The sequence below is a fragment of the Psychrosphaera ytuae genome (genome assembly GCF_017638545.1).
Lineage (GTDB): Bacteria > Pseudomonadota > Gammaproteobacteria > Enterobacterales > Alteromonadaceae > Psychrosphaera > Psychrosphaera ytuae.
The window spans coordinates 2,628,812-2,650,224 of the sequence record NZ_CP072110.1 but is presented as its reverse complement, the minus strand read 5'-3'; the positions used below and the strand labels follow the sequence as shown (position 1 = coordinate 2,650,224).

The window sequence follows — 21,413 nt, the reverse complement described above, 5'->3', positions numbered from 1 at the left end:
ATGTATTTGGTAAGTTACAAAAAGCAGGTTTGACCTCGAATCCATAACCGGGTCAAAGGGTTAACCCCATATGTATAGCTAAGTTCCGCCGGATGTTGAATATCCCATAGACAGAAGTTGGCTTGATACCCCACTTTTAACTCACCAACTTTGTCCAACCCTAGTGCCATGGCCGCATGCTTTGTAACTCCTAGTAGTGCCTCTTCTGGAGTTAGTTTAAAGAGCGTACACGCCATGTTCATCATCAACTTTAATGAGCACAGTGGCGAAGACCCTGGGTTGTAGTCACTACCAATTGCCATTGGAACGTTATATTCTCGCAATAAATCAACCGGCGGTAGCTGTGTTTCAGACAAAGTATGAAAGGCACCTGGTAATAATACAGGAATGGTTACAGAATGGGATAGCCTTTTACAATCTTTTTTGGATAAATACTCTAAATGATCCGCTGACAAGCCATCAAGATCGGCCACCAAAGCCGTGCCACCACTGTCACTGAGCTGTTCAGCATGGAGTTTTACAGGCAAACCAATTTTTTTTGCCTCAGCAAACAAACGCGCCATTTGCTCACGACTAAAACCGATATTTTCACAAAAGCCATCAACTGCATCGGCTAACCCTAACTCATGGACTTTAGGTAAAGTGTCATTAATCAAGTAATCTATGTAACCATCTGAGTCACCTTTAAACTCAGGAGGAACCGCGTGGGCACCCAAAAAGGTACGACGAATATCTATTGGAAGTGACTGTTCAAGTGCAGTGGCAACCTCGAGCATTTTGATTTCTGTTTCGGTATTTAATCCATAACCAGATTTGATCTCTATGCAAGTCACACCCTCACGCATCAGAGTTTTGGCTCTTTGTTCGGCAAGTTTTAACAGTTCATGGAAGCTAGCTTCTCGAGTTGCCTTGACCGTACTGAGAATACCACCACCTTGCTCGGCAATTTCTTTGTAGCTCATACCATTGAGGCGCTGCTCAAATTCAGCCGCTCGACTTCCTGCAAAAACTAAGTGGGTGTGACAGTCTATCAAGCCTGGCGACAAAAACTGGCCTTCGCCGTCTACGACATTTTTACAGGGATGATCAGGAAGATCAGCCGACTTTCCTAGCCATTGAATGACACCATCCGTTACAGCAATAGCCGCATCTTCCAACAAACCGTAAGGCACCTTGTTGTGTTCTTTATCTAGGGTAATCAACTGAACGTTTTTGATCACAAGATCAAACGCTTGGCAATTTTGAGCAGAATTATTCATTCATCAACCTTGACTAAATTAGCTAACTTCAATTACTTTAAATTATACAAGTTGTATATACAGCTTTCTCAGTGTGGCAGTTTTTTACACATAATTCAATTAAGGGTAGACCAGCATGGCCGCTAAATTTGAACAAATTAAATCTTTTATTCTCAACGCAATCGAATCCGGTGAGTGGCAAGAAAATGATTTAGTCCCATCTGAAAACAAGCTCGCAGAGCAGTTTGAAGTGAGTCGAATGACCGCGCGTCGTGCCCTTGAAGAGTTGTCTGCGCAGGGAATTTTGGTTCGTACCAAAGGTTCTGGTACTTATGTCGCCTCCCTTAAGGGGCAGGGCTCGATGTTCGAAATTAAAGACATAGCCGACGAGATTAAAGGTCGTGGTCACGAGTATCACAGTCAGGTACTCGAACTCGAAACCATCCAAGCAATTGCTCCGATAGCTATTGCCCTAGACGTCGATATAGACTCAGAAGTATTTCGTTCTGTGATTGTCCACTTTGACAATAACAAGCCAGTACAAGTCGAAGAGCGTTTCATCAATCCTGACTTAGCATCTGAATACTTACAACAAGACTTTGCAACCACTACGCCACACGAATATTTATCGAAAGTAGCGCCACTGACAGAAGCACGCCACACCATTGAGGCAATTTCACCAAGTGAGCAGGTCTGTGAGTGGCTCCAAATGTACAACCCTGAGCCTTGCTTACAACTTATCCGACGCACATCGAGTAAATCCGGTGTCGTCTGTTTTGCCCGAATTATTTACCCAGGTTCGAGTTACCGTCTTGGCGGTCAATTAACCTTCAAAAAATAACCTTATTTCGGCTCTACTCTAACAAAAACAATGTGAGCCTAGTGACAACCTCAACAGGTTTAATGAATAACTAAGAGAGAAAACAATGAGCGATCCACGTTTTGACGAAACCCGAAACATCAAAGCACCCACTGGCAGCAAGATAACCGCTAAGTCATGGTTAACTGAAGCGGCCAAGCGAATGTTGATGAATAACCTCGACAATGAAGTCGCTGAACACCCACAAAATCTAGTCGTCTACGGCGGTATTGGCCGAGCGGCAAGGGATTGGAAGAGTTTCGACAAAATTGTTGAAGTACTTGATCAACTTGAAGATCACCAAACACTGCTGGTTCAGTCGGGTAAACCCGTTGGCGTATTCAATACGCATCCAAATGCACCTCGAGTTCTTATTGCAAACTCAAACCTGGTACCACATTGGGCTAATTGGGAGCACTTCAACGAGCTCGATAAAAAGGGCCTAATGATGTACGGCCAAATGACCGCGGGCTCGTGGATTTACATTGGTTCTCAAGGCATAGTCCAAGGTACTTACGAAACATTTGTCGCGATGGCCAAACAGCACTTTAATGGCGATGCGAAAGGACGTTGGGTGTTAACCGGTGGCCTAGGCGGTATGGGTGGTGCACAACCACTTGCTGCGACGATGGCTGGATATGCTGCGTTAGTGGTTGAATGTGATGAGTCTCGCATCGATTTTCGCCTGCGTACGGGGTACGTCGACAAAAAAGCGACGACACTCGACGAAGCACTAGAGATGATCAATCAAGCTGTCGCAAATAAAGAAGCTATCTCAGTTGGCCTACTTGGTAACGCGGCTGATATCTTCCCAGAGTTGGTAGCCCGAGGTGTTACACCAGATGTAGTAACAGACCAAACTTCTGCTCACGACCCACTTAATGGTTATCTTCCTAAAGGATGGACCATGGAACACGCAAAAGCGATGCGTGAACAAGACGAGGCTGCAGTCGTTAAAGCCGCTAAACAGTCTATGGCGTTGCAAGTCCAAGCAATGTTAACACTGCAAGAAAGAGGTGCCGCAACGACCGACTATGGCAACAACATTCGTCAAATGGCGCTCGAAGAAGGTGTCGAAAATGCCTTTGATTTTCCGGGCTTTGTTCCGGCCTATGTTCGCCCACTATTTTGTGAAGGAATCGGTCCTTTCCGTTGGGTCGCGCTGTCTGGTGATCCAGAAGATATTTACAAAACAGACGCAAAAGTTAAAGAGCTTATTCCGGACAATCCACATCTACACAATTGGTTGGACATGGCTAAAGAACGCATTCAATTCCAAGGGCTTCCAGCACGTATCTGCTGGATTGGATTAAAAGACCGCGCTCGTATCGCTAAAGCGTTCAACGATATGGTGAAATCTGGAGAATTGTCTGCGCCTGTCGTTATTGGCCGCGACCACTTAGATTCGGGCTCAGTTGCAAGTCCAAACCGCGAAACAGAAGCCATGTTAGATGGCTCAGATGCCGTTTCTGATTGGCCATTACTTAACGCACTACTCAATACAGCTGGCGGTGCTACTTGGGTATCACTTCATCACGGTGGTGGTGTAGGTATGGGCTTCAGCCAACACTCAGGTGTGGTGATTGTTGCCGACGGTACAGATGCTGCAGAACAACGCCTTGCCAATGTGTTATGGAACGACCCGGCAACTGGCGTCATGCGACACGCCGATGCTGGCTATGACATCGCTAAGCAATGCGCCAAAGAACAAGGCTTAAATTTACCTAGTATTGATTTTGACGCTCAGACAACTGACTCAAATAGCAGTAAATAAAGGCAAAAAAGGAATAATAATGAACGAGCTACATTTAAACCCAGGTCAATTGTCTTTAGAGCAACTTCGTCAAGTTTACGATCAGCCTACCCGTATTACACTTGACCCTAGCTGTATTGATACCATCAACAAAAGCCAGCAAGCGGTCCAACAAGTCATCGACGAAGATCGAGTGGTTTACGGTATCAATACCGGATTTGGCTTACTCGCCAACACCCGGATTTCTAAACAAGAATTACAAATACTTCAACGCAAGATTGTACTGTCTCATGCCGCTGGTACAGGTGAATACCTTAGCGACGAAGTCACCCGCTTAATGATGGTTTTGAAAATAAACTCTTTGGCTCGAGGCTTTTCGGGGATCCGTTTATCTGTCATTGAAGCACTTATTAAATTAGTTAATGCCGAAGTTTACCCTTGCGTCCCAGCCAAAGGTTCAGTTGGTGCATCAGGTGACTTAGCCCCACTGGCACACCTAGTGTTACCATTGCTTGGTGAAGGTAAAGTTAGAATCGATGGAAAAGTTTTGGATTCAAACGTTGGCTTAGAGCGAGCTGGTATTAAAACAATTGAACTTGCCCCTAAAGAAGGCTTAGCCTTACTCAATGGAACTCAAACTTCTACGGCATTAGCATTAAAAGGCTACTTCTTAGCACAAGACCTCCTTGCTTCGGCAATTATGGTGGGAGCCACCACAGTAGAAGCAGCCTTAGGCTCAAGAGCTCCTTTTGACGAACGAATTCATTTAGCGCGTGGGCAGCAAGGCCAAATTGATATTGCTAGCGCCTTTAGACACGTTCTTACGTCCCAGTCTGAAATTGGCCAGTCTCACGTTAAATGTGAAAAAGTTCAAGATCCGTACTCCTTGCGTTGCCAGCCTCAAGTTCTTGGCGCTTGTTTACAACAGGTGCGTCACGCTGGTGAAGTATTACAAGTTGAGGCAAATGGCGTAACGGATAACCCGTTGATATTTTTACACGATGACGGTGCAGATATTATCTCTGGAGGTAACTTCCACGCTGAGCCAGTCGCTATGGCCGCAGATAATATCGCATTAGCCATTTCAGAAATTGGTGCGCTGTCTGAGCGCCGTATGGCAATGTTAATCGACTCTAACTTAAGTAAATTACCACCCTTCTTGGTTGAAAATGGCGGTGTAAACTCAGGGTTTATGATTGCTCAAGTCACATCAGCCGCTTTAGCGTCCGAAAACAAAACCTATGCTCATCCAGCATCGGTAGATAGCTTACCTACTAGTGCGAACCAAGAAGATCACGTTTCAATGGCAACGTTTGCTGCTAGACGACTACAAGATATGGCCGATAATACGTTTACTATATTGGCCGTCGAATGGCTAGCGGCATGCCAAGGTTTAGACTTTAGAGCACCAAACCGTTCCTCAGAGCTTATCGAAGAAGGAAAGCGTCGTCTTCGTAGCGTCGTACCTTTTTATGACGAAGACCGTTACTTTGCGCCTGACATCGAGCACGCAAAGCAGCTATTACAAGCACGACAACTGGCAGAGCTACTTCACTAAAGCCAGCTTCTAACACATTGGGCATACAAACAAAAACCAACAAATGTATGCCCTTCACTCCTCTGATTTTTATTTTTCAGTGACTGGCTAAATGTTAAAAATTGTAAAATAACGGCCCTATTCTTGTGGTTTCGTTGACTATGCCTATCGGACTCTCTAAATTTAGCTTAACGAGTTATACAGGGCAGTAATCATGCGTTCATTTTCCATCAGTCACCTTTTAGGGTTAGCCATAGTTGCGCTAGTTTTAGTCGCGTGTGCGTCCTCTCCGAAATGGTTGACGGAGGCGAATTCAGATACTCAATCCCAGTTTATTACCGTAGGCTCTGGCACAAGTAAAGAATCAGCTTTGCAAGATGCATTGGCTAATTTAGCTAACCGGCTAATAGTTAATGTTCAGGCTCAAACCATCACCAATAATCAAAAGCGTGCTGATGGCGAGGTTCTTCAAACTTTCGATATAACGGGAACAAGTCGTTCAGAACACTTTTCATTTATCAATCCGACTGTCTTAAACACAACCACTCATAATAATGCTACGTATGTGCAGGTTGCGGTTGATAAAGCTCGGTTTTTTAAACAAATCAACGCCATAGTTGATAAAAAACTGACAACTGCACTCGACTACGAATTTGATAACAAAGTTTCCATTATTAGCCGTGGACTACAAATTTGGCCTGAGTTACCCAAAATCGAGGCCTACCTAAACTTATTGGCTATGTATCAACCGGTTGGAAAAATCAAACAAGCCAAATTAGATAATTTGAAGCGCGACTTTTTAGAAGCTATTGCAGACACAAAAATGAAGGTCGTCATCAGCCCAAACGATAACATTCGTCAATTAGGCATTGGCCAATCGTTGACACAACGAATCAATAGCATGGGGTTTTCAGAACAAGCAAATGACGAATTGACCCTATTAGTTGTTGGGCCAACGGTTCAAAGTTTCCGTGCTGAACCTTTCACGGTGACTAAATTAGCAGGTCAAAGCGTTCTGTTTTTTAATGGACAAAAAGTCATGACCAAACCGATTACAGTTACTAAATACGAGCGCTCCGCCGCCATGTCCCTAGCCAGTGCCAAAGCCTCATTTATAGACGCACTCTTTACAGAGGACCTTTAACTAAGTGAAAGCTAGGTGGTTGAGTCAATATTTATTTGTAGTGTTCGTTGTTTTATTCGGACTGTCTGGCTGTGCAATGCAACCTACCATGGGCGCAAATGGTGAGTCGTATGTTGCCTTCAATGACAAAAAGTTATTGAGTAAAGAGCAGGCTAAGTTACTCGATCGAGACCTGCGGGCAAGCCGGATAAAACGAGATATGAAAGCCGTTGGATTTGAGTTTGATAGTGTCTCACCGCTTTTTGACGGGATAAATTATTCAATTTTAAAAATTTTTAAAAACCAATATGAATTATTAGATCGTTACAAGACGTTAGTGGATAACCACAAAGATGTGATGTCCTTTATCAATGCAAATAAAGACAAGTCTCCAGCCGAGTTATTGGCCGAGGCCAAACGGCTTGATGCTCAATTAACGAAATCATTGAGCCCAGATAAAAAACACAAAAGTATTGTCAAAAAAATGAAAGAGTATCAGATAGCGACGGCGAGCATATATGCAGAGAACACCCGACTTGCTGCTGAGTTACTACTTCAGGGGGTCAGAATGGCAGCTATCCTCAGAGACAATTTTGAAGAAGTCATCGGTGTTGAGGGGATCGCTATGCTACTCAACGCCGCGAAACTGCACAAACAAAGTAAACTTGCACAAGCAAGGTTACACATGAGCGCCGTCGCCAATGAATTCATTGATGACGAAAAGGCGGTGATTGATATCACCAAAGAGATACAAAAGATCATCGACCAACAGATTTGAGGAACCATTATGATTAGACTTGCAACACTCTCTCTTGCTATTGCTCTGGCAGGCTGTGCCAGCAAACAGATTCAGTACCCAGCTGAGCAAACCAATAACGTAAAACCAAGTTCAAAAATGTCTAATATGCAAGTGGCCAAGGGCGCTTGGGATTTCACAGATCAAGATATACAGGTTCCTGCTAATTTTGACACTCAAGGGTTGCAACATTGCGACAGTGACTTTGAGATGGAAATTGATAAAGAAGCATGCCCATTAAATAAAAAGGCGATTCGAATCTACTTTGGTGAAAATACAACTCAAAACGCCAGCGAATCAGAAAAAGCGGCATTGGCCCGCCTCAACAATCAAAAATTAGGCCTGTTACTCGAATCACAGTTAGCTGGTGTAAACAGATTTCGCATCGTAACAAACGACAATACGACGGTTTCTGAAGAACAACAGCGTCAACTAGCTGAACAAGACGCCAGTACTGTTGCAGAGTTAAAACGCAACAATAAGATTTTGCGTCCAGACTACGCAGTCAAAATAGACACGATTAAATCTGCCGATCGTTTTTACGGAGAATACAACGGTGTTGCTCAATACTATGTAGAAATGACAACAAGTGTCATCGACCCTTACACTAAAGAAAAGCTGTCATATCCGAATATCGGTAAAGTAAGAGTGAAAGCAACGGATGTAAAAGACAAGCGTGAATTGGTCTACACCGAAGTCAACGGTCAGTACTACACGGGTTTTGATTATTCAAATTCAGACAACGTCCAAGCAATGTTTAACTCTATGGTTTCAAAATCATTTGATGTGATTTTGTCGAGGTTATTGCAAGAGATGCCAGCGAGTGCACAAGTCGTGGCGTTTAAAGACGGTCAAGCAACCTTGGACCGAGGCCGAAATGCCGGGATCTTAAACAATGAAACTATGATTTTATTCCAGTACGAACAAGGCTTTGTTAAACCAATTGGCGTTGCCAATGTTAAACCTTCAAGCTCTAGTAGTATTGCCCAAATAGTAAAATGGAAAGACAACGACGTTGCAGAAAAAATTGAAAAAGCGTCTCGCGGAGAAATCTATCGTACGCCAATGAACAAACGAGTGTTTGCAGTATCCGTTGGTATTCCAGCTGATTATGTTAAAAACCGTCTGTAACAAGACCAGCAAAGATATAAGTACGGCACATGAAAAAATATAAGATAACTCAAACCAGTCGTTATTCAGCGGTGAAAGAGCGTAAGTCACAAACCAAATTCACGCGTATAGCAGCGTTGGTGTTATCTTCAATTTCATTTTGTTGTCTGGCATTTAGTAGTAACGCCAAAGGCAAGGTCGATTACAGTTTTGATCCTGCCAGCCGTACTCTTATCACCCAAGCTCTTATCTGTTATCCAGGCTCAGGGGCCAAATCCAAGTTAAAAACGTTGGCCCCAAAAGTGACTGGTCAAGGTTTAAAGGAGCATATTAAAGCTCACGAACAAACTCTCATTGACCAATTTGGTGTTCCAATAAACCAAATCAATGAGCATTTATTTGCTCTGCAATTAAAACTCAAGCAAGCGGATTATCAGCATGAGTTTAATCAACTAGGTAACGAAACCTGTACTCTAGCTAATACCGAAATAAAAGACGTAGGTTCTGACTCCTTTATTGATAACCTCGATGATCTCATTCCTTATGAATCGACAACAGAGCTATTCTTTTTTGGCCCTCGACATACGTTTTTTGAACAAGTGCGACAGCTAACAAGTACTGCGGGGTTGCCATTTGAATCGGTTATTGCCGAGCAAACAATCAAAACTATTTACAGTAATAATGATGAGCATTACTTATCGTTTGACTTAAATGAATATCAGTCTGCCCTTCTTCAACAAAGAAAAGTCGTTTACTTAACGGGCAATAATGATTCAGTTGCTGCAGTAGCAGCTTATTTGTCAGACAAAGGTTTTACTCTAGCCACTCGACGCGAACAAGCATACTGGCACATAGACACTTCACTCGACATAATTAAAGGCAACGATGGACTGACCCAAATTGCCTTGTCTCTGACCGCCCGTCACGATGGTGTAGCAACTCAATTCACCAACCATCCAGCTGATATGCCTATAACCAATATCAATCAAGCAACCATAATCAAAACAACTGCTGTGCACCTCGAGCTAATGTCCCTAGCTCAGTCCTTGTTGACGACTTCGAACTAAAACGGTCAACAGCGGAAGGGCATACAGTAGCCAAGTCGATGGCTCAGATACGTTGGTTACTGGTGTGGGTACAATCGGGCCTGGAGATACTGGCAAAGGCAAAACAGGTGGTGGGCCTGTCAGTACCTGACCATTGATGATCAAATCACTCATCGCAATGGCTTCTGTGCCACCGTCTGCATAACCCGAAAACTCAACGTACAGAGTTTGGCTCAGACCTAATACTTGCTCTTCTAAATCCGCTTGGTACTTAGTAAAAATGTTATTTAAGTTGTACGCAATGCCATTATTGTTAACTTCGATACTCATAGGATCATTTAGGGTTTTAATGTGGCCATTGGTCATTACATAATTCTGACTCAATTGAGTTTGCGCTTTAAAGTCAAAAGCATTAAACCAAGTATCTTGATCATAAGAATACTTTAGAGAAAAAGTGTCATTCGACTCAAAATCCCCCATCGCCGCGAACTTAGCCGAAATGGATAAATCGGTTGCATAACCTATATCAAATGCCCATAGCGCAGAAGCATAACCACTAGGGTTATTTTGATTGACGGAATCTACTGCACCAAACAGAGTATGTCCGTCTGGTATTTGTAATCCTTGCTCATCAAGACGACCATAGCCCGTTAAGTCTATAAGCCCTGCAGGTAATTCATTTAAGTTAGATGAGTTAAACGTATAACGCTCAAAGCCGTCACTGCCACTCGTGAACGCGCCTGCGTGTAAGTTAAGGTGGTAGTTCAAATTATGCTGTGAACTACCCAGCGAATTAGCCATGTCATAAGCGATGATTTCAGCCTGTAGGCTGCCGCACGTTAAAAGAGCACAGCCAGTTAGGCAAAACTTATTGATTGGGGCATGCCGATTGAGCCACTGGTTTAGGTTAGCCATCGTCGATGATGTTTGAGCTTTAAAGCAAGTCATATCAAGGTCCTCAGTAGTTAAAGACCCAAGAATAGAAGGCGAATCTTGAGCAAACTACTGACCTTTGATAAAGCTATACCTAAAACTGGTCTTTGAGATGTTCAGTGAAGGTGCGCTGAGCTACTTTAGGTTCAGCTCTTGGATTTTGCGACTTATGGTGTTTCTTCCCCAGCCGATTCGTTTTGCCGCTTGTTGTCTGTGGCCATTGCAATGACGCAATGCAACTTGGATAAGCGCCGTTTCGAAGTCAGCTTGTGCTTGTTTGATAATACCGGACTTACCTTCAGATAATTCGCTATTGAGCCACTGTTCAAACATTGATACCCAATCGCCTAATTCAGGTTGTGCGCTCATTGGTGAAACAAGGCGCTCACTTTCTCCTGATAGCATCTCTGGTGGTAAGTCATCCAACAAAATTTCCTTGCCACTGGCCATGACAGTAAGCCAACGACATGTATTTTCTAACTGACGGACGTTGCCCGGCCAACTGTAATTTTGCAGAAATTCTAAAGCAGGTTTGCTGATCGTCTTAGCTTCAACACTGAGCTCTTTAGCTGCTTGATTTAAGAAGTGCTGGCACAGTTTAGGAATATCCTGCTGACGCTCTTTCAAAGTCGGAATATGGATTCGTATTACGTTAAGACGGTGAAACAAATCTTCCCTAAACTTATTTTCGGCAACCAGTTTTTCAAGGTTTTGATGGGTCGCCGCGACAATCCTAACATCAACAGAAATCGGTTCGTGACCACCAACTCGATAAAACTGACCATCCGCTAACACTCGCAACAACCGAGTTTGCACGTCAAGGGGCATGTCGCCAATTTCATCCAAAAACAAGGTACCGCCATCAGCCTGTTCAAAGCGGCCCTTTTTGGTCGCTGCAGCACCAGTAAAGGCTCCTTTTTCATGACCAAACAATTCAGACTCGATTAGGTCTTTTGGAATTGCTGCCATGTTAAGTGCTACAAATAGTTCTTGTGCCCTTGGGCTATGTTTGTGTAACGCATGAGCGACTAGCTCTTTACCTGTACCTGATTGACCATTGATCAAAACACTCACACTAGAGCGAGATAAACGACCAATCGCTCTAAATACTTCCTGCATCGCAGGTGCTTCACCAATGATCTCAGATACCGATTCTTCGACTTTGGGCGCCTTCTTCGCAGAACGCTTTTTACCGTGTTCCACTGCACGTTTTGCCAAATTGACTGCATCGTCAATATCAAAGGGCTTGGGTAAATACTCAAACGCCCCTTGTTGAAAAGCGTTTACCGCTGAATCTAAGTCCGAATGTGCGGTCATGATGATAACTGGAAGGTCTGGATATTCTCGTTGAATTTCCGAGAGCAACTCCATCCCATCCATGTTTGGCATACGTATATCTGAAACGATCGCTTCCGGCTGTTCGTATTCTAATCGCTGTAAAATCAAGTCAGCAGACGCAAACGACTCAACGTCAAAACCATCAGCTTGTAAGGCTTTTTCGAGAACCCAACGAATTGAGTTATCATCATCAACCACCCATACTCTATTCATAACTCTTCCTACTGCGCCTCTATTACCGGCAAATAAATAGTGAATTCCGTTTGACCTGGCCAACTCTCTAGCTCAATTTGGCCTTGGTGCTGATCAATCAAGGTTTGTGATATTGATAAGCCGAGGCCGTTTCCATCGGACTTATTAGTTATCATTGGATAAAACAAAGTACCTTTTAGTTCTTCACTAACCCCTGGACCATTGTCGATAATCGACACCTTGAGTACTTTTTTAAATCTGACCCCATGCAAGACTTTAGCCCCGACATAGCGAGTTTGAATCGTTAGCTTAGGGCTAAAGTTGGCGTCACTTGGCTGGAAGTCTCGCAGAGCTTGAACTCCATTTTGAACGACATTTAAAATTGCTTGCTCAATCTGGTTTGGATCTAATACCGTCGCGGGCAAACTGGGGTCGTAGTCGCGCTCAAACAACATTTGCTCAGGCGCTTCAACTCGCACTAAGTTGTAAATTCGTTCTAATACACTGTGAATATTGGTCGCAACCCGTTTTGGCGGCGTATTAGGACCTAATAAACGATCAACTAAATCGCGCAGCCGATCCGACTGCTCGATGATCATTTGGGTGTATTCTTTTAGATCCTCACTTGGTAACGACCGCGATAAAAGCTGTGCCGCGCCACGGATCCCACCTAATGGATTTTTGATTTCATGAGCTAAACCACGGATCAAATGACGGGATGCACTAATATGGTGCTTCTGGGTGTTTTCTTGATTGAGCTTACGTAAGCTGTCGTTTGTTCGAAGTTGCAACAAACATACAGCCTCTTGATTCAGCATAGCTAAATCTGCGTTAACCTCGGTTATGACGTGACGCCCATCAATAAAGACCCATTCAACATTGTGATCTGAAAAAGGTTGTTCGGTTTCCCAAAGTTGCTCAAGTAAATGAATAGGGAACGTATGATGGACCGGACAGTCTAACAGGTTTTGTTCGATGAGCTTTTTACGGCCAAGACCAAACAACATGACCGCATGCTGGTTGGCAAACATCACTTTACCTTGCTGATCGATCAAGATCACAGCAAGACTCAGCTGTTCTAATATTTGTTCACTGACGGATGTCGGCACTGAATTCTTTGTCATCTCACCCTCGCACCAAAATGGTGCAAATAAAAATAAGTGTAAGCCAAAATCGCTATTGGCTCAAAGAATTCGCACCAAAATGGTTAATTAACTGAGCCGCGATGAAGAAAAAAGGTCACTGGGTCACTTACTGCAATAACCTTGCCTGAACTGTTCCAGACTTCTAATTGCACTTTGTGTTCACCGCGATCGACGTTGCGAAGGATAAAAACGGCAGATTTTTGTGGGCCTTTGACTTTTTTGTCATCCAGTTTCAGAACGACGCTTAGGCCACGTTTAAAAGAGGGTTTGATTGCACCAGAAATATAAACAGAGCCACTGTTGTCTCTGATTGTTTCTTCTTGGGCGGGTTTTAAAATTTCAACTTTGAGCTTCTCTTCCTGAGCAGGACCGGATTTGTTTTCGAGAATAGCAGTATCGACCGACTTGACGATATTCGGCGTCGAACTCACATCCACTGTGTCTGATTTTACGTCAGGCTGTGGAGAATCAGAAAATACCAATACCCCATCGGCGTTTCGCCATACGTAAATTTTTTTCTTCGTTGCGTCGGCTAAAGGAGTAATCAATAGACCAACCAGCAGCAACAATACGAACTTCCTCATGTTCTCTCAATCACTCTCATTGTTGATAGGTGTCAATTTAACCAATTTTAGTAAATTACACCAGAAAAAAAAGCCCGCTCAAGAGCGGGCTCATTATCAAACATTAATAAATGCTTAGATGCTGTAGTACATTTCGAACTCAACTGGGTGAGTTGTCATGTTAAGCTTTTCAACTTCTTGACGCTTAAGAGAGATGTACGCGTCAATCATGTCGTCTGTCATAACGCCACCAGCAGTTAAGAAACCACGGTCTTCGTCAAGGCAGTTCAATGCTTCTTCTAAAGAAGATGCAACTTGAGGAATTGCCGCTGCTTCTTCAGCAGGTAGGTCATATAAGTCTTTGTCCATAGCATCGCCAGGGTGGATCTTGTTCTTGATACCGTCAAGACCAGCCATCAACATCGCTGTAAACGCTAAGTATGGGTTCGCTGTTGGGTCAGGGAAACGCACTTCGATACGACGAGCTTTTGGTGAAGGAACCACTGGGATACGGATTGATGCAGAACGGTTACGCGCTGAGTAAGCTAGCATAACTGGCGCTTCAAAGCCTGGTACCAAACGCTTGTATGAGTTAGTAGAAGCGTTAGTAAATGCGTTAATTGCTTTCGCGTGCTTAATGATACCACCGATGTAGTAAAGCGCAGTTTCAGAAAGACCACCGTACTTGTCACCAGCAAATAAGTTTTCACCGTTCTTTTGTAGAGATTGGTGAACGTGCATACCAGAACCGTTGTCACCAACTACTGGCTTAGGCATGAACGTCGCTGTTTTGCCGTATGCGTGAGCCATGTTATGAACAACATACTTGTAGATTTGAACTTCGTCGGCTTTTTTAACTAACGTGTTATAAAGTGCTGCAATCTCGTTTTGGCCAGCTGTTGCTACTTCGTGGTGATGTGCTTCGATAGTTAAGCCCATCTCTTCCATAACTAAACACGTTGCCGAGCGCCAGTCGTGTGAAGAGTCAACTGGTGGTACTGGGAAGTAACCGCCTTTAACCGATGGACGGTGACCCGTGTTACCGTCTTCATAATGCTTGTCTGAGTTCCAAGCTGACTCAGCTGCGTCTAGCTTGTACATAGAGCCGCTCATGTCAGTTTTAAACTTAACATCGTCAAATACGAAGAACTCTGGCTCTGGACCAACAAATACTTCATCTGCAATGCCTTCAGCACGCATGTACTCTTCGGCACGACGTGCAACAGAGCGTGGGTCACGCTCGTAACCTTGCATTGTAGAAGGCTCTACGATGTCACAACGAACGTTTAATGTTGTTTCTTCTGTGAATGGGTCTAGTACAACTGACTCTGCATCTGGCATCAAAACCATGTCAGATTCGTTAATGCCTTTCCAACCTGCAATTGAAGAACCGTCAAACATCTTGCCATCTTCGAAGAAGTCTTCGTCGACTTGATGTGCAGGAATTGTAACGTGCTGTTCTTTACCTTTTGTATCCGTGAAACGTAGGTCAATAAACTTAACTTCGTTTTCTTTAATTAGGTCTAACACTGCTTGAGACATGCTTTTCTCCAGATGAATATTTGTCTTTGTTGTACCAATCTTGTCCGTTGGCCTTGGTTTGTGTGCAATAGAGCCAAATGTGTGCCAATTATAAAAAGCTTTTATTTACAAAAGGTTATGAAAAATAAAATTTTCACAGAAACACGTAAAGCACCAAAATGGTGCAAGGTCGCACCATAATGATCCAAAACTTAATTAAATCAGTCCAAAATGGTTCATAATGCAAAACAGTGTTTAGTGTAGTAAGAGATCGCCGCTTGTCAGATTATTTTTTGTCGTCAATCCAATCGAGCTGACCAATTAACTTGCGGCGCTTGTTGATTAAGTTTTCTATTAGCGGCGTCATGATTAGCTCAAGTGCTAATCCCATTTTTCCGCCAGGTACGACTATGGTATTAACTCGTGACATAAATGAGCCGTCGATCATTTGCAGCAAAAACGGAAAATCAACTCGTTCGTTATCGCGAAAACGAATAACAACAAAGCTTTCATCCAAAGTTGGAATATCTTTAGCGCTAAACGGGTTAGAAGTATCTACTGTCGGCACTCGCTGAAAGTTGATATGGGTTCGTGAAAACTGCGGAGTAATGTGGTTAATGTAATCATCCATACTGCGGACGATTGAGCTCATGACAGCTTCTCTGGAATGACCACGCTGATTGGTATCGCGAATGATTTTTTGGATCCACTCTAAGTTGACGATAGGCACCATGCCGATAAGTAAATCAACGTGTTGTGCAACATTGTGTTCTTCCGTTACTGCACCGCCGTGCAACCCCTCATAAAACAAGCAATCCGTATTAGGGCGTAACTCCTGCCAAGGCGTAAATGTGCCTGGCATTTGGTTATAAGGAACCGCCTCATCAAATGAGTGGAGGTACTTACGGACGTTTCCAGTACCGGTTTCTGAGTAGCTTTTAAAAAGCTTTTCTAACGCCCCAAAATCGTTAGCTTCCGAGCCAAAGTAAGAAATGTGTTTGCCTTGCTCTTGAGCTTTTCTGATCTCAACATCCATCTCAGCACGGGCATAGCGATGAAAACTATCCCCTTCGATAAGTGCTGCATCCACTTCCAAATTTCTAAAAATGTGGGTAATGGCATTTGTAGTTGTTGTTGTACCTGCACCCGACGAACCGGTGACCGCAATAATTGGATGTTTAACCGACATAGAAATTATCTTTAGTTTTATTGAGAGTTTGTTATAAAGTGAATAACGCTAACCGTCAAGTTTTGGACTTTTTGCAGAGCGCTAAATTACTAAAAAGGAAACAAAAATGCAGGTAATGAATTCGAACGTCGTCAAACTCACTCGAACCTCTACAACACTGTTAAAACGTGCGACTCGTCTTGGATTATTTGCTTTAGGAATGGGCCTGACAAGCCAGGCTTTAGCCAATTCCGACATTTGGCTTTTTGATATCAATACGCAAGGCCAATTAGTTACAGACTCCGCCAAAAATATTACCGCGCGCCCCGGCTACGATAATCAACCGCATTTTAGTCGTGACGGCAAAGGACTATTCTACACCGAAATGTCTACGGTTTTTGGCCTTCAACAAACTGACGTTATTTATTACAGCTTTGACGACCAAAGCCAAACCAATATCACAAAAACCATCGAAACAAGCGAATATTCACCGACCGAAACATCTGATCCAAACTTGTTATCCGTCATCAAAGTAGAACGAGATGGCACGCAACGACTTTGGTACGTGAATAAATCGACCGGCCAACAATCATTATTGAACCGTCATATCAAACCAGTGGGATATCACGCTTGGGGAGAAAAAGGTGAGATAGCCATGTTTATATTGGGCGAGCCAATGACCTTGCAATTGGTCGATGACAAAAAAGACAAACAAGCGACGACTCTTGACAACAACATTGGTCCGAGTATTCGTTATTCTGATGAGCTGGATTTATTTACCTACTCAAAAGAACAGGATGGCCGTCAGATGCTGTGGAGTTTTTCAGTTAAAGATGGTACCAAACAACCTCAAATAGCGCTGCCAAATGGCAGTCAGTACTACACCTTGTTTGACCAAACTCAAGTGATTACTGCCGATCAAAATAGCCTCGTCACTTGGCCACTCAATAGTAAGGCGAGCTGGCGTCCATTTGCCGATCTAAGTCCATTTTGCGTAAATGGTATAACTCGAATTGCAGTAAACAAACCAAAAACAAAAATCGCAGTGGTTTGTAACGAGCCACAATAACGAACAAACATAGAGGATATGGTCATGAGTGATGCACAAATTATCATTTACAGTCTGATTTATGCGGCATTTTTGCCATATCTTGCCAAGGTTCCACTTGCTTATGCCATGCACAAACAGGGTACAAAATTCCGCCCTGGGTATGACAACAAGCAGCCTAGAGAACAACAAAGACAGTTAACTGGATTTGGTGCACGGTGTTTAGCCGCGCATGAAAACAGCTTTGAGGCTCTTATTATTTACGCTCCTGCAGTCCTTCTCCTCATAGCGACAGACAACGTCTCCAGACACATGGCTATTCTTGCCTTGGCTTTTATGTGTTTTAGAACACTTTATGTCATTTTTTATTGGCTTGATTGGGATAAACTCCGCTCTCTTTCTTGGTTACTAGGCATTGCATGCGCATTCACAATGATGGTAAATTGCCTGCCCTCTTAATAATCTGAAGGAAGTTATGAAGTATTCACGCTCTCTTTTAACCGCAACACTTTTTCCAACTCTTTTAATCAGCGCACCAGCAAGTGCCATCGACGAAACTGAATCATTGCGTCAACGCTCACAAGATAAACCAAGCTTTACTGCTTTATCTATTGATTTAGCAGGAAAAAGCGGTAACTCAGATAAAGAAGACTTCGAATTCGGCATCTATCACTCTGAGCGCAGTGGCAAACACTTTGGCTTTGTGATGGCTAGTCGCGAATACGCAAAAAGCAACGACGTAAAAAGTGCCGACAGCTCATTTTTACACGGTCGTTATAATTACTATTTTAAAGCGGATACAGCCGTTGAAGTATTTGCCCAAAGTAATACAGATGATTTTAAATCACTCGAATCCAGAAACTTAGTCGGTGCCGCTTACCGCAAGGAAATTTCGGCCAAAAACACCCTAGGTATCGGTGTATTTGAAGAGTGGGAAGAATACTCAGTTAATGGCCAAGAACTTGATTTTCAACAAACTCGCTTTAGTTTGTATTGGGTTGCGACCTTACCATTGTCTGAAAATGCCGAGTTTTCAAATACTTTATATTACCAACCAGACGTAACTGAGTTCTCTGATTGGCGTGCTTATAACCGCCTATCAGTAAAGTCGAAACTCACTGACAAACTATCACTTAAATTCGGCTTATTGGTTGAACACGACAGCCGTCCAGTTTTAGATGTGGAAGAGACAGATGTCAGCTACTCAGCTGGATTTACTTACGAGTTCTAACTAACTCGTTAAACAACCCTGATATAAAAAAGCTTGGTGTTTCTGCACCAAGCTTTTTTTTGTTTTGTTATGGCTTTTGGCGTTTTACGACTCGCGAGCAATTGCTCTGTAAGCGATGTCGGTACGATATTCCACACCTTGCCACTTTATTTGTTCAACAAGCTTGTAAGCCTCTTGTTGAGCCGCGGTGACTGAATCTCCCATCGCTGTGGCACACAGTACTCGCCCACCATTAGTGGTTACCACACCATCAATCATTTTTGTCCCTGCGTGGAACGTCTTACTTGCGCTTGTCGCCTCTGGGATACCAGTGATTTCGTCACCTTTATTGTAACTACCTGGGTAGCCGCCTGCTGCCAATACCACACCAACGGCTGGACGCGGATCAAACTCGATGGTTGCTGTGTCTAAGCTTTTCGCTAAAGCAGCAAAGCACAAGTCCACTAAGTCCGACTTCATACGCATCATGATAGGTTGAGTTTCTGGATCACCAAATCGACAATTGTATTCGATGACTTTAGGAGTACCGTCTTCGGCAATCATCAAGCCAGCATATAAAAACCCAGTGTATGGATGACCTTCTTTGGCCATGCCCTCAACTGTTGGGTAAATCACTTCGTTCATGATGCGCTGATGAATTTCTGCTGTCACTACCGGTGCAGGAGAGTACGCACCCATGCCGCCCGTATTTGGACCTTGGTCACCGTTGTAAGCGCGCTTGTGATCTTGACTCGTTGCCATAGGCAATACGTTTTTGCCGTCAACCATCACGATAAAACTCGCTTCTTCACCGGTCAAAAATTCTTCAACAACGACACGAGAGCCAGCTTCACCAAACGCATTGCCTGCAAGCATATCTTTGATAGCGTCTTCCGCTTCTTCCAAAGTCATGGCTACGATAACGCCTTTACCTGCGGCTAAGCCATCGGCCTTAATTACGATAGGTGCGCCCTGCTCACGTACATAGGCAATAGCTGGCTCAATTTCAGTGAAATTTTGATAAGCCGCGGTCGGAATTTGATGACGAGCTAAAAAGTCTTTCGTAAACGCCTTCGAACCCTCTAATTGTGCAGCTGCTTGTGAAGGACCAAATACTTTCAATCCGGCGTCTTCAAACGCATCAACTACACCCAAAACCAATGGTGCTTCAGGGCCGACAATCGTCAAATCTATGTGCTCTTGTTTGGCAAAAGCTAACAAACCAGCCACGTCTTCAGCGCCAATTTCAACGTTTTGCAATTTGTGTTCTGTACTGGTTCCGGCATTGCCAGGAGCCACAAATACAGTTTGAACCATCTCATTTTGAGCCGCTTTCCACGCTAGTGCGTGTTCGCGACCGCCACCGCCGATCACTAAGATTTTCATCGTAATTTCCACTAATTAGAGGTCGTTAAAAAATTGCGCGGCAGTATAACACGGCCATTTACAATTTTATTGTCCAATTTTTAAACTATTATAATTTTGTTGGCGTAATAACTATAACATCAATGCAAACAACCTAATTGCCTTGAACATTCCACCTTATGGGAGCGACAAATATGAAACACAGATTATCTCATCTCAACTTTAATGATATTGAAATTCCCGAGCTAAACATCCACTCATTTGAGATGGGCGATTACCTTTTAGAAGTAGATTACAACGACCATAAGGGCTACGTCTTTGACGACAATGACAACATTGTAAAGTTTAAAAACGTAACGCAAGTGAAAGAGGCGCTTAATGAATGTCGAGTTAAATCCGCGTTTTTGGTCCATCAGTCTGCCTACGACGAAATGTGTGGAGCCGCCGACAAAGGTGATAACGAGTTAAAAGTTGAGATTAATTTTAACCACTGAGTTTGGTTAAAAGGCATAAAAAAAGCTGACGATATGTCAGCTTTTTTCATATTAATCTGAACGTTTATTGTTTAACAAACTTTAACGTCATACGGTCGCTCTCACCGATAGCCGCATATTTCGCTTTGTCTTGGTCACCAAGGGCTAAACGAGGTGGCAAAGTCCAAACTCCACGAGGATGATCCGCAGTGTCTTTCGGGTTGGCGTTAATGTCTGATTTGGCTTGTAATTTAAAGCCAGCTTTTTCTGCCGCAGCTATTACGTACGACTCTTTCATATAGCCAGAGCGTTTGTTTTCGGCTTGATCACGATTTTCTGGCAAGCGATGTTCGACAACACCTAATACGCCGCCTGGTTTTAATGCCTTTGCAAAGGCGACAAACGCTTGTTCGACACCTTCATCACCGTCGGCCATATACCAGTTATGAACATTGCGGAAAGTTAACACCATATCGGCTGTTCCTGCAGGCGCAATGTTATGTGCTTTAGTATGATGAAATTCGGTGATCTCTAAGCCTTGGTACAATTCGTTGGTTTCGACTTTGTTTTTAAAGCTTTCTAACGAACGTTGGTAATACCCTGGCGCACCGTCATACATATGGAAGTGAGCAGCATAAAACTTACCTTGGTCTTTCACGATTGGATTGAGGATAGAGGTATACCAACCACCACCAGGAAGGATTTCTACCACTGTCATATCAGGGCGAATACCAAAAAATTCTAGAGTTTGCTGTGGATTGCGGTACATATCGCGCATTGCCGCATCACCTCGAGCTGGATTCATTACGGCTTTTGTTACCGATTCTTTTGAGGCAGAAACAAGTACCTCACCATCTTCAGAAAACGTTTTATTATCTTTTACGTAACTGCCAGTACATGCGGTTGCTAGACCTGCCAATGCCACCAGCGCTAACTTTTTTGTTGTTGATTTTAATAACATTATCTCTTCCTTAAATTGAGGTACTCAGTCAGTG

General features: G+C 43.4%; 20 protein-coding genes. 11 read left to right on the top strand and 9 right to left on the bottom strand.

Annotation, left to right across the window (positions count from 1 at the left end; all coding sequences use genetic code 11):
• Positions 1-14 precede the first annotated feature (14 nt).
• Positions 15-1,259: an imidazolonepropionase gene (gene hutI, locus J1N51_RS11785; protein ID WP_208831463.1), complete on the bottom strand. Its 1,245-nt coding sequence runs from the start codon at positions 1,257-1,259 to the stop codon at positions 15-17.
• Positions 1,260-1,374: 115 nt separating this feature from the next.
• On the opposite strand from hutI, the gene hutC reads away from it, so the two are divergent.
• The 7 genes from hutC to J1N51_RS11750 all read left to right on the top strand — a co-directional run bounded on the left by hutC (position 1,375) and on the right by J1N51_RS11750 (position 9,483).
• Positions 1,375-2,079, top strand: a complete 705-nt coding sequence (gene hutC, locus J1N51_RS11780; protein ID WP_208831462.1) for a histidine utilization repressor — start codon at positions 1,375-1,377, stop codon at positions 2,077-2,079.
• An 85-nt stretch (positions 2,080-2,164) separates the two neighbouring features.
• On the top strand, positions 2,165-3,871 hold the full coding sequence (gene hutU, locus J1N51_RS11775) for a urocanate hydratase (protein WP_208831461.1): 1,707 nt from the start codon (positions 2,165-2,167) through the stop codon (positions 3,869-3,871).
• A gap of 19 nt (positions 3,872-3,890) precedes the next feature.
• The gene (gene hutH, locus J1N51_RS11770) at positions 3,891-5,408 is read left to right on the top strand and encodes a histidine ammonia-lyase (RefSeq protein ID WP_208831460.1); all 1,518 of its coding nucleotides are present in this window, start codon (positions 3,891-3,893) and stop codon (positions 5,406-5,408) included.
• Positions 5,409-5,601: 193 nt separating this feature from the next.
• On the top strand, positions 5,602-6,531 hold the full coding sequence (locus J1N51_RS11765) for an LPP20 family lipoprotein (RefSeq protein WP_208831459.1): 930 nt from the start codon (positions 5,602-5,604) through the stop codon (positions 6,529-6,531).
• A 4-nt stretch (positions 6,532-6,535) separates the two neighbouring features.
• Positions 6,536-7,288, top strand: coding sequence for a hypothetical protein (locus tag J1N51_RS11760; protein WP_208831458.1), 753 nt, complete (start codon positions 6,536-6,538; stop codon positions 7,286-7,288).
• Between the two features lie 9 nt (positions 7,289-7,297).
• Positions 7,298-8,437: a hypothetical protein gene (locus J1N51_RS11755; RefSeq protein WP_208831457.1), complete on the top strand. Its 1,140-nt coding sequence runs from the start codon at positions 7,298-7,300 to the stop codon at positions 8,435-8,437.
• Positions 8,438-8,466: 29 nt separating this feature from the next.
• A complete protein-coding gene (locus tag J1N51_RS11750) occupies positions 8,467-9,483 on the top strand; it encodes a hypothetical protein (RefSeq protein ID WP_208831456.1) in 1,017 nt (338 codons plus the stop codon).
• Here J1N51_RS11750 and J1N51_RS11745 read toward each other — a convergent pair.
• The 6 genes from J1N51_RS11745 to J1N51_RS11720 all read right to left on the bottom strand — a co-directional run bounded on the left by J1N51_RS11745 (position 9,451) and on the right by J1N51_RS11720 (position 16,343).
• On the bottom strand, positions 9,451-10,410 hold the full coding sequence (locus J1N51_RS11745; protein ID WP_208831455.1) for a hypothetical protein: 960 nt from the start codon (positions 10,408-10,410) through the stop codon (positions 9,451-9,453). The genes J1N51_RS11750 and J1N51_RS11745 overlap by 33 nt on opposite strands.
• Before the next feature lie 120 nt (positions 10,411-10,530).
• Positions 10,531-11,946, bottom strand: a complete 1,416-nt coding sequence (ntrC, locus tag J1N51_RS11740) for a nitrogen regulation protein NR(I) (protein WP_208831454.1) — start codon at positions 11,944-11,946, stop codon at positions 10,531-10,533.
• 8 nt (positions 11,947-11,954) lie between these two features.
• On the bottom strand, positions 11,955-13,049 hold the full coding sequence (gene glnL / locus J1N51_RS11735) for a nitrogen regulation protein NR(II) (RefSeq protein ID WP_208831453.1): 1,095 nt from the start codon (positions 13,047-13,049) through the stop codon (positions 11,955-11,957).
• An 83-nt stretch (positions 13,050-13,132) separates the two neighbouring features.
• Complete coding sequence (locus J1N51_RS11730) at positions 13,133-13,654, bottom strand: DUF4124 domain-containing protein (RefSeq protein WP_208831452.1); 522 nt, start codon at positions 13,652-13,654, stop codon at positions 13,133-13,135.
• A 114-nt stretch (positions 13,655-13,768) separates the two neighbouring features.
• Positions 13,769-15,175, bottom strand: a complete 1,407-nt coding sequence (gene glnA / locus J1N51_RS11725) for a glutamate--ammonia ligase (protein ID WP_208831451.1) — start codon at positions 15,173-15,175, stop codon at positions 13,769-13,771.
• A 265-nt stretch (positions 15,176-15,440) separates the two neighbouring features.
• Positions 15,441-16,343, bottom strand: coding sequence for a phosphoribulokinase (locus J1N51_RS11720; protein WP_208831450.1), 903 nt, complete (start codon positions 16,341-16,343; stop codon positions 15,441-15,443).
• Between the two features lie 106 nt (positions 16,344-16,449).
• On the opposite strand from J1N51_RS11720, the gene J1N51_RS11715 reads away from it, so the two are divergent.
• From J1N51_RS11715 to J1N51_RS11705, 3 genes are read left to right on the top strand one after another with little or no spacing between them, the layout of a single operon-like run.
• Entirely contained in the window at positions 16,450-17,391 is a 942-nt protein-coding gene (locus tag J1N51_RS11715) for a TolB family protein (protein WP_208831449.1), read from the top strand.
• A gap of 24 nt (positions 17,392-17,415) precedes the next feature.
• Complete coding sequence (locus J1N51_RS11710) at positions 17,416-17,829, top strand: MAPEG family protein (RefSeq protein WP_208831448.1); 414 nt, start codon at positions 17,416-17,418, stop codon at positions 17,827-17,829.
• A gap of 16 nt (positions 17,830-17,845) precedes the next feature.
• A complete protein-coding gene (locus tag J1N51_RS11705) occupies positions 17,846-18,601 on the top strand; it encodes a DUF481 domain-containing protein (protein WP_208831447.1) in 756 nt (251 codons plus the stop codon).
• Between the two features lie 84 nt (positions 18,602-18,685).
• On the opposite strand, the gene purD is transcribed toward J1N51_RS11705, so the two are convergent.
• A complete protein-coding gene (purD, locus tag J1N51_RS11700) occupies positions 18,686-19,966 on the bottom strand; it encodes a phosphoribosylamine--glycine ligase (protein WP_208831446.1) in 1,281 nt (426 codons plus the stop codon).
• Between the two features lie 173 nt (positions 19,967-20,139).
• Between purD and J1N51_RS11695 the strand changes: the two genes are divergently transcribed.
• On the top strand, positions 20,140-20,439 hold the full coding sequence (locus J1N51_RS11695; RefSeq protein WP_208831445.1) for a DUF6482 family protein: 300 nt from the start codon (positions 20,140-20,142) through the stop codon (positions 20,437-20,439).
• 64 nt (positions 20,440-20,503) lie between these two features.
• Here J1N51_RS11695 and J1N51_RS11690 read toward each other — a convergent pair whose 3' ends face one another.
• Positions 20,504-21,379 (bottom strand): class I SAM-dependent methyltransferase, encoded by an 876-nt coding sequence (locus J1N51_RS11690; protein ID WP_232842796.1) that lies wholly within the window; start codon positions 21,377-21,379, stop codon positions 20,504-20,506.
• Positions 21,380-21,413 lie beyond the last annotated feature (34 nt).